At 69.4% G+C, this 14,279-nt stretch carries 12 protein-coding genes; 11 read left to right on the top strand and 1 reads right to left on the bottom strand.

Annotated elements, in window-relative coordinates:
- Window positions 1-290: 290 nt before the first annotated feature.
- The 6 genes from dapA (at window position 291) to AB0K21_RS10895 (ending at window position 6,140) form a co-directional block, all read left to right on the top strand.
- A complete protein-coding gene (dapA, locus tag AB0K21_RS10920) occupies window positions 291-1,217 on the top strand; it encodes a 4-hydroxy-tetrahydrodipicolinate synthase (RefSeq protein ID WP_364149237.1) in 927 nt (308 codons plus the stop codon).
- A 164-nt stretch (window positions 1,218-1,381) separates the two neighbouring features.
- Complete coding sequence (locus tag AB0K21_RS10915; protein ID WP_343973813.1) at window positions 1,382-3,067, top strand: ribonuclease J; 1,686 nt, start codon at window positions 1,382-1,384, stop codon at window positions 3,065-3,067.
- 433 nt (window positions 3,068-3,500) lie between these two features.
- Complete coding sequence (gene kduI, locus AB0K21_RS10910) at window positions 3,501-4,313, top strand: 5-dehydro-4-deoxy-D-glucuronate isomerase (protein ID WP_364149235.1); 813 nt, start codon at window positions 3,501-3,503, stop codon at window positions 4,311-4,313.
- On the top strand, window positions 4,313-5,050 hold the full coding sequence (locus AB0K21_RS10905; RefSeq protein ID WP_343973807.1) for an SDR family oxidoreductase: 738 nt from the start codon (window positions 4,313-4,315) through the stop codon (window positions 5,048-5,050). The genes kduI and AB0K21_RS10905 overlap by 1 nt, the downstream gene beginning before the upstream one ends.
- 17 nt (window positions 5,051-5,067) lie before the next feature.
- On the top strand, window positions 5,068-5,835 hold the full coding sequence (locus tag AB0K21_RS10900; RefSeq protein WP_343973804.1) for an IclR family transcriptional regulator: 768 nt from the start codon (window positions 5,068-5,070) through the stop codon (window positions 5,833-5,835).
- 119 nt (window positions 5,836-5,954) lie between these two features.
- Window positions 5,955-6,140 (top strand): tautomerase family protein, encoded by a 186-nt coding sequence (locus tag AB0K21_RS10895; RefSeq protein WP_364149232.1) that lies wholly within the window; start codon window positions 5,955-5,957, stop codon window positions 6,138-6,140.
- A gap of 115 nt (window positions 6,141-6,255) precedes the next feature.
- On the opposite strand, the gene AB0K21_RS10890 is transcribed toward AB0K21_RS10895, so the two are convergent.
- A complete protein-coding gene (locus tag AB0K21_RS10890; protein WP_343973798.1) occupies window positions 6,256-7,752 on the bottom strand; it encodes a sodium:solute symporter family protein in 1,497 nt (498 codons plus the stop codon).
- Window positions 7,753-7,971: 219 nt separating this feature from the next.
- Between AB0K21_RS10890 and AB0K21_RS10885 the strand changes: the two genes are divergently transcribed.
- From AB0K21_RS10885 to AB0K21_RS10865, 5 genes are all read left to right on the top strand, one after another.
- Window positions 7,972-10,500 (top strand): DNA translocase FtsK, encoded by a 2,529-nt coding sequence (locus AB0K21_RS10885; protein WP_343973795.1) that lies wholly within the window; start codon window positions 7,972-7,974, stop codon window positions 10,498-10,500.
- A gap of 99 nt (window positions 10,501-10,599) precedes the next feature.
- The gene (locus tag AB0K21_RS10880; RefSeq protein WP_364149230.1) at window positions 10,600-11,355 is read left to right on the top strand and encodes a RodZ domain-containing protein; all 756 of its coding nucleotides are present in this window, start codon (window positions 10,600-10,602) and stop codon (window positions 11,353-11,355) included.
- A gap of 216 nt (window positions 11,356-11,571) precedes the next feature.
- Window positions 11,572-12,981 (top strand): 30S ribosomal protein S12 methylthiotransferase RimO, encoded by a 1,410-nt coding sequence (gene rimO, locus AB0K21_RS10875; protein ID WP_364149228.1) that lies wholly within the window; start codon window positions 11,572-11,574, stop codon window positions 12,979-12,981.
- Window positions 12,982-13,006: 25 nt separating this feature from the next.
- Complete coding sequence (pgsA, locus tag AB0K21_RS10870) at window positions 13,007-13,612, top strand: CDP-diacylglycerol--glycerol-3-phosphate 3-phosphatidyltransferase (protein WP_343973786.1); 606 nt, start codon at window positions 13,007-13,009, stop codon at window positions 13,610-13,612.
- Complete coding sequence (locus AB0K21_RS10865) at window positions 13,609-14,112, top strand: nicotinamide-nucleotide amidohydrolase family protein (RefSeq protein WP_343973783.1); 504 nt, start codon at window positions 13,609-13,611, stop codon at window positions 14,110-14,112. Before pgsA ends, AB0K21_RS10865 begins: the two co-directional genes overlap by 4 nt.
- Window positions 14,113-14,279: the final 167 nt, after the last annotated feature.

Raw genomic sequence — 14,279 nt, 5'->3', positions numbered from 1 at the left:
ACAAAAGTATCGTTAACCATGTAACCGGATGTGAAGTCCTGGATGTCGTCGTCGGCCCCTGATCACCCCAGGTCATCCCCGGGTCGATGTGCACGGTTCCGGCCGCGTGGCGGGCCCGGAGCCCCGTGACGAGTGCGGATCGGAGTCCCCCGCCGCGGCGTCGTATATCCGCGTGTACGGTGTGCAGCGGGCACCTTGGGGAGATGCTCACTCTTGGGCCCATCGGTGGACGGAGGTTAGGCGGGGTGGCGGGGTCCACCGTTTCAGCGGATCCAGGTAGCGTTCGGTCTATGGCAGCGCCAACTGGAACCTACGACGCCCCCTTCGGCCGCATGCTGACCGCCATGGTCACGCCGTTCACGAGTGACGGAGCGGTCGACTACGAGACAGCGCGTCGTCTGGCCACCTATCTGGTGGACGAGCAGCGCAACGACGGCCTTGTCGTGAGCGGCACGACGGGAGAGTCCCCGACGACCACGGACGAGGAGAAGGAGCGCCTGCTGCGCGCCGTCGTCGAGGCGGTCGGCGACCGGGCCACGGTCGTCGCCGGAGCCGGCACCAACGACACGCACCACAGTGTCGAACTGGCCCGAGCCGCCGAGCGCGCCGGGGCCCACGGTCTCCTGCTGGTGACGCCGTACTACAGCAAGCCCCCCCAGGAGGGGATCTACCGTCACTTCTGTACAGTGGCAGACGCCACGGCCCTGCCGGCCATGCTCTACGACATCCCAGGTCGCAGTGGTGTGCCGATCCAGCGGGAGACGCTGACGCGGCTCGCCGGGCACGAGCGGATCGTCGCGGTGAAGGACGCCAAGGCCGACCTGTTCGAGGGCTCGCAGGTCATCGCGTCCACCGGCCTCGCCTACTACTCGGGTGACGACACGCTCAACCTGCCGTGGCTGTCGGTGGGGGCCGTGGGATGTGTCAGCGTGATCGGCCACGTCGCGGGCGCGGAGATCGCCGCGATGATCGAGACGTACCGCTCCGGGGACGTGGCGGGTGCGCTCGCCGTCCACCGCCGGCTGCTCCCCGTGGTCTCCGGGATCATGATGCAGGCCGGTGGCGCGATCATGGCGAAGGCGGCGTTGAGCCTGGTGGGGCAGCCCGCGGGACCGACGCGGCCGCCTCTGGTGGAGGCGACCGATGAGCAGCTCGCCAGGCTGCGCGAAGACTTGATCACGGGCGGTGTGAAGCTGTCCGACGAAGTTGTGACATGAGAGTGACGACCGCGGCCCTCACCGGCCGCATACGGGAGGAACGAGAGTTTGCGAGAAAGAAGACACACTGGTCCGCTTGGGGGCGGGGTGCTCGGCGAGAGAGTGGTCCTGCTGTCCACGGGGGCCTTTGTCGCATGTGAGACCGCTGAGAGAGGTGTGGCCCGATGAGTCACCCCCACCCTGAACTCGGGCCGCCGCCCATGCTGCCCGAAGGCGCCCTGCGCATCGTCGCTCTGGGCGGCCTCGGTGAGATCGGCCGCAACATGGCCGTGTTCGAGTACGAGGGCCGTCTGCTGATCGTCGACTGCGGGGTGCTGTTCCCCGAGCCCGACCAGCCCGGCATCGACCTGATCCTGCCCGACTTCGAGTACATCCGGGGCCGCCTGGACGACGTCGAGGCCGTGATCCTGACCCATGCGCACGAGGACCACATCGGTGCCGTGCCGTACCTGCTGCGCGAGCGCCGCGACATCCCGGTCGTGGGATCGAAGCTGACGCTGGCGCTGATCGAGGCCAAGCTCACCGAGCACCGCATCCAGCCGGTCAAGCGCGAGGTCGTGGAGGGCGAGCGGCACAGGTTCGGGCCGTTCGAGTGCGAGTTCCTCGCCGTCAACCACTCCATCCCGGACGCGCTGGCCGTCGCGATCAGGACACCCGCGGGCATCGTCCTGCACACCGGTGACTTCAGGATGGACCAGTTGCCCAGCGACGGGCGGCTGACCGACCTGGGCGGGTTCGCCAGGCTCGGCGCGGAGGGCGTCGACCTGCTGATGTCCGACTCGACCAACGCCGAGGTACCGGGCTTCGTCACCAGTGAGCGGGAGATCGCGCCGGTCATCGACGAGGTCGTCCGTACGGCGGGCAAGCGCGTGATCGTGGCGAGCTTCGCCTCCCACATCCACCGTGTCCAGCAGGTCATCGACGCGGCTGAGAAGCACGGTCGCAAGGTCGCGCTGGTCGGTCGCTCGATGGTGCGCAACATGGGCGTCGCCCGTGACCTGGGCTACCTGAGGGTCTCGCCGGGGCTGATCGTCGACTCCAAGGAGATCGAGGGCTGGCCGCCGGAGGACGTGGTGCTGATCTGCACCGGATCCCAGGGCGAGCCGATGGCGGCGCTGTCGCGGATGGCCAACCGCGATCACCCGATCCGGATCGCCGAGGGCGACACGGTTCTCCTGGCGTCCTCGCTGGTGCCGGGTAACGAGACCGCGGTCAACAACGTGATCAACGGCCTGTCCCGCTGGGGCGCCCGCGTGGTGCACAAGGGCAACGCGAAGGTGCACGTCTCCGGGCATGCCGCCGCGGGCGAGCTGCTGTACGTGCTCAACCTGACGCGGCCGTCCAACTTCATGCCGGTGCACGGCGAGTGGCGCCACCTGCGGGCGCACGCCAAGCTCGCCGCGCTGACCGGGGTGCCGGACGACCACATCGTGATCGCCGAGGACGGCGTCGTGGTGGACCTGGTCGACGGCCGGGCCAAGATCGTGGGCGCGGTTCCCGCCGGTTACGTCTACGTGGACGGCACCTCGGTGGGCGACGTCACCGACTTCGCGTTGAAGGACCGCCGCATCCTGGGCGAGGAGGGCTTCATCTCCATCGTCATCGTGGTGGACACCGCCACCGGCAAGCTCGCCGGGGGCCCGGAGATCCACGCCAGGGGGTCCGGCATCGACCCGGCCATGTTCGACGACATCCTGCCGCAGGTGGAGCGGGCGCTGCAGGAGAACGCGGCCGACGGGGTGGTGGACATCCAGCAGGTCCGCCGCGTGGTCCGCAGGACCGTGGGGCGCTGGGTGAGCGACACCTACCGCCGCCGCCCGATGATCGTTCCGGTCGTCATCGAGGTCTGATCCTCACCTCCGTACGGCGGCCGCACCGGTCGTCGTACGGACGCGGGTGCCATCCCTTCCGCCGGTCGAGGCGGGCCGGCGGACGCCGCGCGGGAAGCAGGCCCCGCCCGCCGTCCTCCCGGCGTTCCTCGGCGGCTCGGTGAAGTCGCGGTCACGCACCCTCCGGCGGTCGCCGGACCGGAGACGGACGGCCGCGAGGGGGTGCCCGCCGTCAGGCGGATCGCCGTCCGTGTCACGCCGGTCATGTTTCGCCTCTCGTCCGTTCAGCGGTGGTCCGATACACGTGGGATCCGGGCCGGGTGGGGAAGGTTCCGGCTCCGGAGGGGACCGTTTTCCGGGCGCCGGTGGTGGGCGCGGAGAGGGGCGCCGTTGTATGCTCACATTGTTCTATGTAGCAGCTTGTAATTCCGTGTAATAGAACAATGGAGGGTCGATGGAGGTACGGCACGCCACGGCACCCGACCAGATCACCGGGATGACGACCGACTGGCTGCGCCGCCGGTTCCTGGTGGAGCGGCTCTTCGTACCCGGGGAGGTCCGCCTGCTCTACTCCCATGAGGACCGGATCGTGGTCGGCGGAGCCCTGCCCGGAGACGAGCCGCTGAGGTTGCACTGCCCCGATCCGCTCAGGTCCGCGTACTTCCTGGAGCGCCGCGAACTCGGCGTGGTCAACGTGGGCGAGCCCGGCACGGTGACCGTGGACGGCACCGCGTACCCGCTGGCCCACGGGGAGTGCCTCTACGCCGGCCGGGGGGCCCGCGAGGTGGGCTTCGAGGGGGGCGCGTTCTACCTGGTCTCCACCCCCGCGCACGCGACCTTCCCGACGGCCGCCGCGACCACGCGGGACGCCGAGCCGGTGCGGCTGGGCGGCCGGGACGGTTCCAACGACCGGACGATCTACAAGTACATCCACGCCAAGGGCATCCAGAGCTGCCAGCTCGTGCTCGGCGTGACGGTGCTCGAACCCGGCAGCATGTGGAACACCATGCCCTGCCACACCCACGAGCGCAGGACCGAGGTCTACCTCTACTTCGATCTGCCGCAGGGCGAACGGGTGATCCACCTGATGGGGCGCCCGGAGGAGACGCGCAACCTGGTGGTCGCGGACCGGCAGGCGGTCATCTCCCCGTCCTGGTCGGTGCACTGTGGCTTCGGCACGAGGAGCTACTCCTTCGTCTGGGCCATGGGCGGGGAGAACCAGGCCTTCGAGGACATGGAGCAGGTCGAGATCGGCGAGCTGCGCTGATGTTCTCGCTGGAGGGCAGGACCGCGCTCGTCACCGGCGCGCGGACCGGGATCGGGCGGGCCCTCGCGGTGGGCCTGGCGGCGGCGGGGGCCGACATCGTGCTGCACGGCCGAGACGACGACCTGGACGAGGTGGAGGCCGAGGTCCGCAAGACCGGCAGGCGGGCCTCCCGGTGGATCCTCGACCTGTCGGACCCCGGAGCCGTAGGCGCGGCGGCCGGGCGCCTGGGGCCGGTCGACGTGCTGGTCAACAACGCGGGGATCATCCGCAGGGCCCCGGCCGCCGAGCATCCCTACGGGTCCTTTCGCGAGGTGCTCGACGTCAACCTGGACGCGGTCTTCCTGCTCAGCCAGGTCGTCGGGAAGCGGATGCTCGCCAGGGGCTCCGGGAAGATCATCATGATCGCCTCCATGCTGTCCTTCCAGGGAGGCGTCAACGTCGTGGGCTACACCGCGGCGAAGCACGGTGTCGCCGGGCTCACCAGGGCGCTGGCCTGCGAGTGGGCGGGCTCGGGGGTGCAGGTCAACGCGATAGCCCCCGGCTACATCAGGACCGGCAACACCGAGCGGCTCTGGGACGATCCCGTGCGGGAGGCGGAGATCAGGACGCGCATCCCCGCCGGGCGCTGGGGCGCCCCCGAGGATCTCGTGGGTGCCGCGGTCTTCCTGGCGTCCGGCGCCTCCGACTACGTCAACGGGCACCTGCTGGCGGTCGACGGAGGCTGGTTGGCGCGCTGACCAGTAGGCTCATGATCGTGGTCAGGGAAGGCAGTTCCATCGACAAGGCGCTGGCGGTGCTGGAGGCGATCGCCGAGCACCACCGCGTGACCGACATAGCCGCCGCTACGGGCGTGTCCAAGTCAACGGTCCATCGCATCCTCCAGTCGCTCGTCGAGTGGGGGTTCGCGCGGGCCGACGGCCGCGGGGGCTACGAGCCGGGTCCCCGGATCCTCACGCTGGCCGGCCGGGTCATGAACCGCTTCGACCCGGCCCGTCAGGCCTCCGGCGCGCTCAACGCCCTGCACGAGCGGATCGGCTACACCACGCACTTCGCCATCCGCAGCGGGGACGAGGCGGTCTACGTCGACAAGCTGGAGGGGCGCAGGCCCTACCAGATGCCCTCCCGGATCGGCATGAGCCTGCGCCTGCACTGCACCGCGATCGGCAAGGCGGTCCTGGCCCAGCTCGGCGCCGACGAGGTCCGCGCGATCTGCGCCCGTACCGGCATGCCCACCCCGACCGCCAACACGCTGGCGACGCCGGAGGAACTGCTGGCCGACCTGGCGTTGGTACGGTCCCGCGGGTACGCGATCGACGACGAGGAGAACCTGCCCGGCGTCCTCTGCGTGGGGGCCCCGGTCTTCGACCACACCGGTCAGGTGCTCGGCGGCATCTCCATCTCCGCCCTGGCGATGGACATGAGCCGCGAGGACGTCGAGCAGTTCGCGCCCGAGGTCGTCTCCGCCGCCCGCGAGGTCTCCGCGGCCCTCGGTGCCCCCGGCGCGCCGGTGCCCAACGGCTGACCGCGCCGCGCCCGCGTCACCCCTCCGTCCCGCCTGCCCGATACGGCCATGCCCACTTCTTGTTCTATGTAGTGAAATCTGATCTCATGTTATGCAACATCATGAGCCCGGAGGTCAGCATGCCGAACATCACCGTCGAACTCCTGTCCGGCAGGACCCTCGACCAGCGCCGCGAGTTCGTGGCCGCGCTGACCGAGGCGGCCGTGGACATCCTGAAGGCGCGCCGCGAGGCGGTGCGTGTCGTCTTCACCGAGATCGAGAAGTCCGACGTGGCCAACGGCGGCGTTCTGGAGTCCGACAAGTAGTCCGGACCCTCGAAAGCACCGCCGGCTCCCCCGTGCCCTCTCGGGGGCGGGGGAGCCGGCCGGTGGGCGGGCGGGGTCGGAGGAGCCGCCGCGCCCGGGGGTGGTCGCGGGGCCGTCAGCGGGCCGAGTCGGCCCGCTCCGGCTCGGGATCGGTGGACAGCGAGTCGACGAGCGCGTCGCGGTCCCCGCGGTTCTCCGGCTTCAGCAGCCCGATGGCCACGTACAGGATCAGCGAGGTGACCAGCGGCAGGCCGACGACCACGGCCGTGTCCTTGGACTCGACGATCCACTTGACGTACGCCCAGACGCCCAGGCCGGCGGCCCAGGAGGCGATGGCCGCGGTCGGGCCGCTCCGCCGGAACCACGGCAGCATGCCCAGCATCAGCGGGATCGAGATCGGCCCCATCGTCGCCGCGACCAGGTCAACGACGATCTTCAACACGACGCCCTGGCCCTCGGTCAGGATCGCGATCGCCATGCTGACCAGCACGAAGGTGAAGGTGGTGACCCGGGCGAAGGTCAGCTCGGCCCGCTCCGACAGCTCGCGCACCCTGCGGACGATCACCGGGGCGATGTCCCTGGTGATGACGGAGGAGATCACGTTGGCGTCGGAGGCGACCATGGCCATGGTGTGCGAGAAGAAGCCCGCGAGCACCAGGCCGATCACACCCTGCGGCAGCAGGGTCTGCGCCAGCCGCACGTAGGCCTCCTCGGCGTTGGCCAGGCCGGGCACGATGAGCGGCGCGGCGAACATCGGGATGAACAGGACCAGCGGCCAGACGAGCCAGAGCACGCTCGACAGCAGTGCCGAACGCCTGGCCGCCGAACCGGAGGGGGAGGCCATGTAGCGCTGGGCCAGGTTCCACATGCCGCCGTTGTACTCGAAGGTCTTGATGAAGAGCAGCGCGAGGAAGAACGTCATGGTGTACGGCCCGGCGAACGGGTCGCCGTGGCCGGGCGGCAGCTTCTCCCACATGGTCCACAGCGTGGCGACGCCGTCCAGGTGGGCCATGATCGCGACGAACATGGCGATCCCCGCGACCCCCTGGATGACGAACTGCCCGAAGTCGGTCAGCACGTCCGCCCAGAGCCCTCCCGCGGTGATGTAGACCATCGTGACGGCCCCGGTGACCAGGATGCCCCACTGGATCGGGATGCCCGCGAAGCCCCTGAGCAGAATGGCGATCGCCACCCATTTGGCGGCGATGTCCACGACCTTCAGCAGCGCGCCGCTGTAGGCCAGCACCTGCTGGGTGGGCAGGTTGTAACGCCGGGCGAGGTACTCCAGCGGGGAGACCACGCCGTGCTTGGAACGGAGCCGGTTCCAGCGGGCCGCCCAGACGAAGGCGCCGATGCCGACGCCGATTCCGATCGTCAGCGCCCACCAGACGTACATCGCGAGCCCGTAGTCGTAGGCGACGGCCGCGAACGCCACGAACATGATCGCGCTGTATCCCGACATGTGGTGGGAGATGCCTGACAGCCACCAGGGGATGCGGCCTCCCGCGGTGAAGAAGTCGATCACGTTTCTGATGCGGCTCTTCGACCACACGCCGATGCCGACCATGACAAGGAAGTACGCGCCCAGAACGGACCAGTCGAGTGCGGACATGTGTCTCCTCCCAACGCCCTGTTGGTGAGGAGGTTCTACTACATGAAACACAATGTCAATACATAGAATGGAATGCGCTTTCCTAGGGATTAATGGGATCTTTAGTGCTCTTCATCACTGTTCACGAGATATCAGCCGATTTTGTGAAAGATTGGGGAGAGGGTGCCCTTCCGGCGAGTCGGCGAGCAATCCACCACCCGTCTCGTTAACCTCCCTAGCATGGCCACCCGTACGTCTAAAGGCTCCTCAGGAAAGCCCCCCGGCAAGGGCTCCCCCGGTCGTTCGGGCGCCTCCCAGGCCCGTACGGCCCCCGCTCGGCGGACGTCCGCCAACCGGGGGAGGGGAGCGGGTGCGGCCCGCAGGCCGGCCTCGCCGCAGCACGACCCGATCAGCTGGGTGCTCACCATGATCGGCAAGCTGTTCATGGGCATCTGGATGCTCCTCGCGGGAGGCATCGGCAGCGCCGCGCGGGCCCTGGGGCAGAACGCGCGCGAACTCGACCCCGTCCACCGCCGCGACGGGCTGGGCCTGGCGGTGTTCGCCGGGGCGATCGTGCTGGCGGCCATGACCTGGCGGGAGAACACCGGCACGGTCTCCACGGTGGTCGACGAGGTCATGCGCGCCGTCTTCGGATCGCTGACCTGGCTGGTCCCGATCCTGCTCGTGCTGCTGGCCTGGCGGCTGCTGCGGCACCCCGACCAGAACGCCGACACCGGCCGGATGATCATCGGGTGGTCCGCCCTCACCATCGGTGTGCTCGGCGTCGTGCACGTCGTTCACGACACGCCGTACCCCTCGGGGGGCGGCTCGGACGGCATGGACAAGGTGGCGGCCGCCGGAGGCATGATCGGCTTCATCGTCTCGGCGCCCCCGGCGAGCATCCTGCCCCCCTTCATCACCATCCCGCTGCTGCTGATCCTGTCGGGCTTCGGCATTCTGGTGATCACCGCCACCCCTGTGCACCGGGTTCCCGAGCGGCTGGCCGAGATCAGGCACATGCTCTTCAACCGGGACCTGCCCACCGCGCCGCGGGCGTCCAAAAAGCGGTCTCCCGCCCGCAAGAAGCCGGACCCCGGCGGGACCGAGCCGGGCGACCACGTCAAGCCCTACGACACGCCCGTGGTCGCCGAGTCGCCGGGAGGGCTCGGAGACCACTCCCCGGAGATCGTGCCCGGCCTGGTGGACGAGGCCGAACCCGCGCAGGTCAGGGCCGACACGTCCGAGCCTCCCGCTCCGACCCCGGCACCGCGCAAGGTCGAGCAGCTCGTCCTGTCCCCGCAGGCGGGCCCCTACACCCTGCCCGAGTCGCAGCTCCTGCGCCCCGGCACCGCCCCCAAGCCGCAGACGAAGGCCAACACGGTGGTCGTCAACGCGCTGACCAGCGTGCTGGAGCAGTTCGCCATCGACGCCCAGGTGATCGGCTTCACCCGGGGGCCGACGGTGACGCGCTACGAGATCGAACTCGGCCCGGCGGTGAAGGTCGAGAAGGTCACCGCGCTCACCAAGAACATCGCCTACGCGGTCAAGTCGGCCGACGTCCGGATCCTGTCTCCGATCCCCGGCAAGTCGGCGATCGGCGTCGAGATCCCCAACACCGACAAGGACCTCGTCTCCCTGGGCGACATCCTGCGCTCCCCGGTGGCCCAGGCGGACCACCACCCGATGATCGTCGGGCTGGGCAAGGACGTCGAGGGGCGCACGATAGTGGCCAACCTCGCCAAGATGCCGCACCTGCTCATCGCGGGTGCCACCGGTGCCGGAAAGTCGGTCTGCGTCAACGGCCTGATCACCTCGATCCTGATGCGGGCCACCCCCGACGAGGTCCGCATGGTCCTGGTCGATCCCAAGCGGGTCGAGCTCAGCGTCTACGAGGGCATCCCGCACCTCATCACGCCGATCATCACCAACCCCAAGAAGGCCGCCGAGGCCCTGGAATGGGTGGTCGGGGAGATGGACCGCCGCTACGACGACCTGGCCGCCAGCGGCTTCCGGCACGTCGACGACTTCAACAAGGCGGTGCGCACGGGCAAGCTGGTGCCGCCACCGGGCAGCGAGCGGGTCTACCAGCCCTACCCCTACCTGCTGGTGATCGTCGACGAGCTCGCCGACCTGATGATGGTCGCCCCGCGCGACGTCGAGGACTCCATCGTCCGCATCACCCAGCTCGCCCGCGCGGCCGGCATCCACCTGGTCATCGCGACCCAGCGCCCCTCGGTGGACGTGGTCACCGGGCTGATCAAGGCCAATGTCCCCTCCCGGCTGGCCTTCGCCACCTCCTCGCTGGCCGACTCCCGGGTCATCCTGGACCAGCCGGGCGCGGAGAAGCTCGTCGGTCAGGGCGACTCGCTCTTCCTGCCGATGGGCGCCAGCAAGCCCATGCGACTGCAGAACGCGTTCGTCTCCGAGAAGGAGATCGGCGAGATCGTCGGGCACTGCAAGGCCCAGATGACCGTCGAGTACCGCGAAGACGTGGCCGCCGCGACGACCTCCAAGAAGGAGATCGACGAGGACATCGGCGACGACCTCGACCTGCTGATCCAGGCGGCCGAGCTCATCGTGACCACCCAGTTCGGCTCGACCTCGATGCTCCAGCGCAAGCTCAGGGTGGGCTTCGCCAAGGCGGGCCGGCTGATGGACCTGCTGGAGAGCAGGAACGTCGTCGGGCCCAGCGAGGGGTCGAAGGCCCGGGAGGTCATGGTCAAGCCCGACGAGCTTCCCGGTCTGCTGGCCGACCTGCGTGGAGGATGACACACCGGGAGGGAACGGACCCCCCGCCGCACACCTTCCGTCCGGTTACTGATTGAATGGGAACCGCTACGCAACGTCGGGGGCTGGGGGGCGTGCGCCATGGGCATTGGAAGCGATCTGGCGGATTCCAGGCGGTCTATGGGGATGACCGTTGGGCAGTTGAGCGCGCGGACACGCATCCGCGAGGTGCTCATCCAGGCGATCGAGAGGAACGACTTCTCCCAGTGCGGAGGTGACTTCTACGCGCGGGGACATATAAGGAACATCGCCAAGGTCGTCGGGCTCGATCCGGAGACGCTGGTGCACCGCTACGACGAGCAACACGGGGGTGTCCCGCTGCCGGTGCGGGCGTCCAGCGTCTTCCAGGCCGACATGCCGTTGAAGATCCGTGAGCGTCGCTCGCCCAACTGGACGACGGCCATGGCGGTGGCGCTGGGCATCGTGGTCATCTTCGGAGTGGTACGGACCATGGGCGGGGGCGACACGCCCATAGCGGACGTCCACCCCGCGCCGGTGCCGGCCGCGCTGCCGCCGCCGGTCGGCGGCGTTCCCGGCTCACCGGGCCGGGCGGCGTCCCTGGCCGAGAAGAAGCGCAAGGACATGGTCGTCCTCCAGGTCAGGGCGGAGCGCACCTCCTGGCTGGACGTGGAGGACGCGGGCGGCAAGAGGCTCTTCTCCGGAACCCTCAAGGAGGGCAAGACCTCGACCTGGAAGGCGAAGGACAGGATGAGGGTCACCTTCGGCGACGGAGGGGCGTTCACCCTGAAGGTGAACGGCAAGAGCCTGGGCGCCCCGGGGAGTCCGGGGCAGATCGTCAACCGCTCCTACGAGGCCCCCGCCGCCAAGGAGCGCTGAGGTGGCGACCGGGAGTTCCGCCGGGGCCGCGGTGACGGCTCCGGCCGGGCCCGGGGGTCACCCGGCCGGGTGAACGTCCCTGGTCGGCGCGGTGCTCCTCGCCTTCCGGACCCCCGTCCTCACGGCGGGACACCCGGGGCGGACGGGGATGCGGCGGTGCTGGAGTGGGGGAGGTGCATCGGGTAGTGGCCAACTCCCGATACCGTAGTGTTCACCATGTCATCCCGCCGAACCGCATCGCTGATCACACTTGGTTGCGCACGCAACGAGGTCGACTCCGAAGAGCTCGCCGCTCGTCTTGAGGCTGCCGGTTGGCAGCTGGGCGACGACGATCCCGACGTCGTCGTCGTCAACACGTGCGGCTTCATCGACTCAGCGAAAAAGGACTCCATCGACACGCTGCTCGCCGCGGCCGACTCCGGGGCCAAGGTGGTCGCCGCGGGTTGCATGGCGGAGCGGTACGGTGACCAGCTCGCCGAGGCGCTGCCCGAGGCCGCGGCGGTCATCTCCTTCGACGACTACACCGAGATCGGCACCCGCCTCGACGACGTGCTGGCGGGCAGGCCGCTCGTCCCGCACAGCCCCCGTGACCGCAGGACCCTGCTGCCCATCTCCCCGGTGGAGCGTGCCGCCGCCCCCAAGACCGCCATTCCCGGCCACGGCGAGCTGCCCGAGGGCCTGGCACCCGCCAGCGGTCCCCGGCCGCTCCGCAAGCGCCTGGGCGAAGGGCCGGTGGCCTCGCTGAAGCTGGCCTCCGGCTGTGACCGGCGCTGCACCTTCTGCGCCATCCCCGCCTTCCGCGGGGCGTACGTCTCGCGCCGCTCCGAGGAACTCCTCGGCGAGGCCGCCTGGCTGGCCGAGCAGGGCGTCAAGGAGCTGGTGCTGGTCAGCGAGAACTCCACCTCCTACGGCAAGGACCTGGGCGACCTGCGGGCGCTGGAGAAGCTGCTGCCCTCGCTCGCCGCGACCGAGGGCATCAAACGGGTGCGCGTCAGCTACCTGCAGCCCGCCGAGCTCCGCCCGGGGCTGCTGGAGATCATCTCCTCGACGGAGGGGGTGGCCCCCTACTTCGACCTGTCCTTCCAGCACGCCAGCGGTCCCGTGCTCCGCCGGATGCGCCGCTTCGGTGACCCCGCGCGCTTCCTCGACCTCCTGGAGTCGATCCGCGCGCACGCTCCCGAGGCGGGCGTGCGCTCCAACTTCATCGTGGGCTTCCCCGGCGAGACCGAGGAGGAGTTCGGCGAGCTGGTGGGCTTCCTGGAGAAGGCCAGGCTCGACGTGATCGGCATCTTCGGTTACTCCGACGAGGAGGGCACCGAGGCGGCCTCGCTCCCGGGCAAGCTCGACCAGGAGATCGTCGACGCCAGGGTGTCCGCGCTCACCGAGCTGGCCGAGGAGCTCATGGCCCAGCGGGCCGAGGAGCGGATCGGCACCGAGGTCGACGTCCTGATCGAGGAGGACCTGGGCGACGGCGGATACGAGGGCCGCGCCGCCCACCAGGGGCCCGAGGTCGACGGCTCGGTGACGGTCCAGGGCATCGGACTGGTCCCCGGCCAGATCGTCCGGGCCGTCGTGGTCGACTCGGAGGGGGTCGACCTGATCGCCCGTATCAAGGCGGCCCCATGAACGCGCCACCGGGCCGGGAGAGCGTATGACCAACACGCCAGAGACCGGCACCGACTCGACAGCGGCACCCGCGCGCCCCAAGGTGAGCGCCTGGAACATCGCCAATGTCGTGACGGTGATACGACTGGCGATGGTTCCGTTCTTCGCGGCCTGCCTCTTCCTGCCGGGATCCGGCTGGAGGGTCGCCGCGCTGGTGGTCTTCATGGTGGCCTCGCTCACCGACCTGCTCGACGGCGAGCTGGCTCGCCGCTACGGCCTGATCACCGATTTCGGGAAGATCGCCGATCCGATCGCCGACAAGGCCCTCATCGGTGCCGCACTGATCAGCCTGTCGGTGCTGGGGGAGCTGCCCTGGTGGGTCACCGTCGTGATCCTGGGCAGGGAGCTGGGCGTCACCGCGCTGAGGTTCGCGGTCATCCGGCACGGCGTCATCCCGGCCAGTTACGGTGGGAAGGTGAAGACCGTCCTGCAGATCACTGCGATCGTCTCCTACATCTGGCCGGGCGTGCCCGACCCGGTCCGCTGGGTCGTCATGGGAGCGGCGGCCGTCGTCACCGTCGGCACCGGCCTTGACTACGTGATCCGGGCGATCAAGCTCAGGCAGGTCGCGAAGCGGGCGCGGGCCGTATGAACCACCGCCTGCTCGCGACCACCACGGTCCTCTCCCTCCTCATCCGCAGGGGCGAGACGGTGGCGGTGGCCGAGTCACTGACCGCCGGGTTGATCGGTGCGGCCCTCACGGAGCCGCCGGGAGCCTCCGCGGCCTTCCTGGGAGGGGTCATCTCCTACTCCACCGAGCTCAAGCGGCGGCTGCTGAACGTTCCCGCGGACCTGCTCGACCGTGAGGGCGCCGTGCACCCGCGGGTCGCCGCCGCCATGGCGACCGGGGTGCGCCTGCTGGCCGGCTCCACCTACGGTCTGGCCGTCACCGGTGTGGCCGGTCCCGAACCACAGGATGGTAAAACGGTCGGTACGGTTCATCTGGCCGTTAGCGGTCCGGACGGACGGGTATGGCACCGGGACCCGCAACTCGCGGGAACTCGTGAGCAGATCCGGGAATCGACGGTGAATGAGGCCGTAGACCTTCTTCGAGGTGTGCTGGAGGCGAACGTGGGGGAACATTCCGGGTGATTACCGCGTTACGTCCCCAGCGAACATGCTCACCATGGTCTGCCGCGGCGTCGGTGGATACAGGTACGGTGGAACTGTGAGTGAGGTAAAGGTCAAGCGATGATGACGGCGAGGAGTATGTACCAAGGGTCGCGTTCGAAGAACGGGCGGCACGAACCGATAGCGCG

Origin of the sequence: Streptosporangium sp. NPDC049248 (assembly GCF_040678965.1) — a bacterium.
GTDB classification, from domain to species: Bacteria; Actinomycetota; Actinomycetes; order Streptosporangiales; family Streptosporangiaceae; genus Streptosporangium; species Streptosporangium fukuiense.
This window is presented reverse-complemented; position numbering and strand designations above follow the sequence as displayed.

Bases quoted from the DNA above. Each gene is read 5' to 3' on its own strand.
- pgsA (WP_343973786.1), top strand. From the start codon at position 13,007: ATGACCAACACGCCAGAGACCGGCACCGACTCGACAGCGGCACCCGCG.
- rimO (WP_364149228.1), top strand. From the start codon at position 11,572: ATGTCATCCCGCCGAACCGCATCGCTGATCACACTTGGTTGCGCACGC.
- kduI (WP_364149235.1), top strand. From the start codon at position 3,501: ATGGAGGTACGGCACGCCACGGCACCCGACCAGATCACCGGGATGACG.
- AB0K21_RS10865 (WP_343973783.1), top strand. From the start codon at position 13,609: ATGAACCACCGCCTGCTCGCGACCACCACGGTCCTCTCCCTCCTCATC.
- dapA (WP_364149237.1), top strand. From the start codon at position 291: ATGGCAGCGCCAACTGGAACCTACGACGCCCCCTTCGGCCGCATGCTG.
- AB0K21_RS10895 (WP_364149232.1), top strand. From the start codon at position 5,955: ATGCCGAACATCACCGTCGAACTCCTGTCCGGCAGGACCCTCGACCAG.
- AB0K21_RS10905 (WP_343973807.1), top strand. From the start codon at position 4,313: ATGTTCTCGCTGGAGGGCAGGACCGCGCTCGTCACCGGCGCGCGGACC.
- AB0K21_RS10890 (WP_343973798.1), bottom strand. From the start codon at position 7,752: ATGTCCGCACTCGACTGGTCCGTTCTGGGCGCGTACTTCCTTGTCATG.
- AB0K21_RS10885 (WP_343973795.1), top strand. From the start codon at position 7,972: ATGGCCACCCGTACGTCTAAAGGCTCCTCAGGAAAGCCCCCCGGCAAG.
- AB0K21_RS10880 (WP_364149230.1), top strand. From the start codon at position 10,600: ATGGGCATTGGAAGCGATCTGGCGGATTCCAGGCGGTCTATGGGGATG.
- AB0K21_RS10915 (WP_343973813.1), top strand. From the start codon at position 1,382: ATGAGTCACCCCCACCCTGAACTCGGGCCGCCGCCCATGCTGCCCGAA.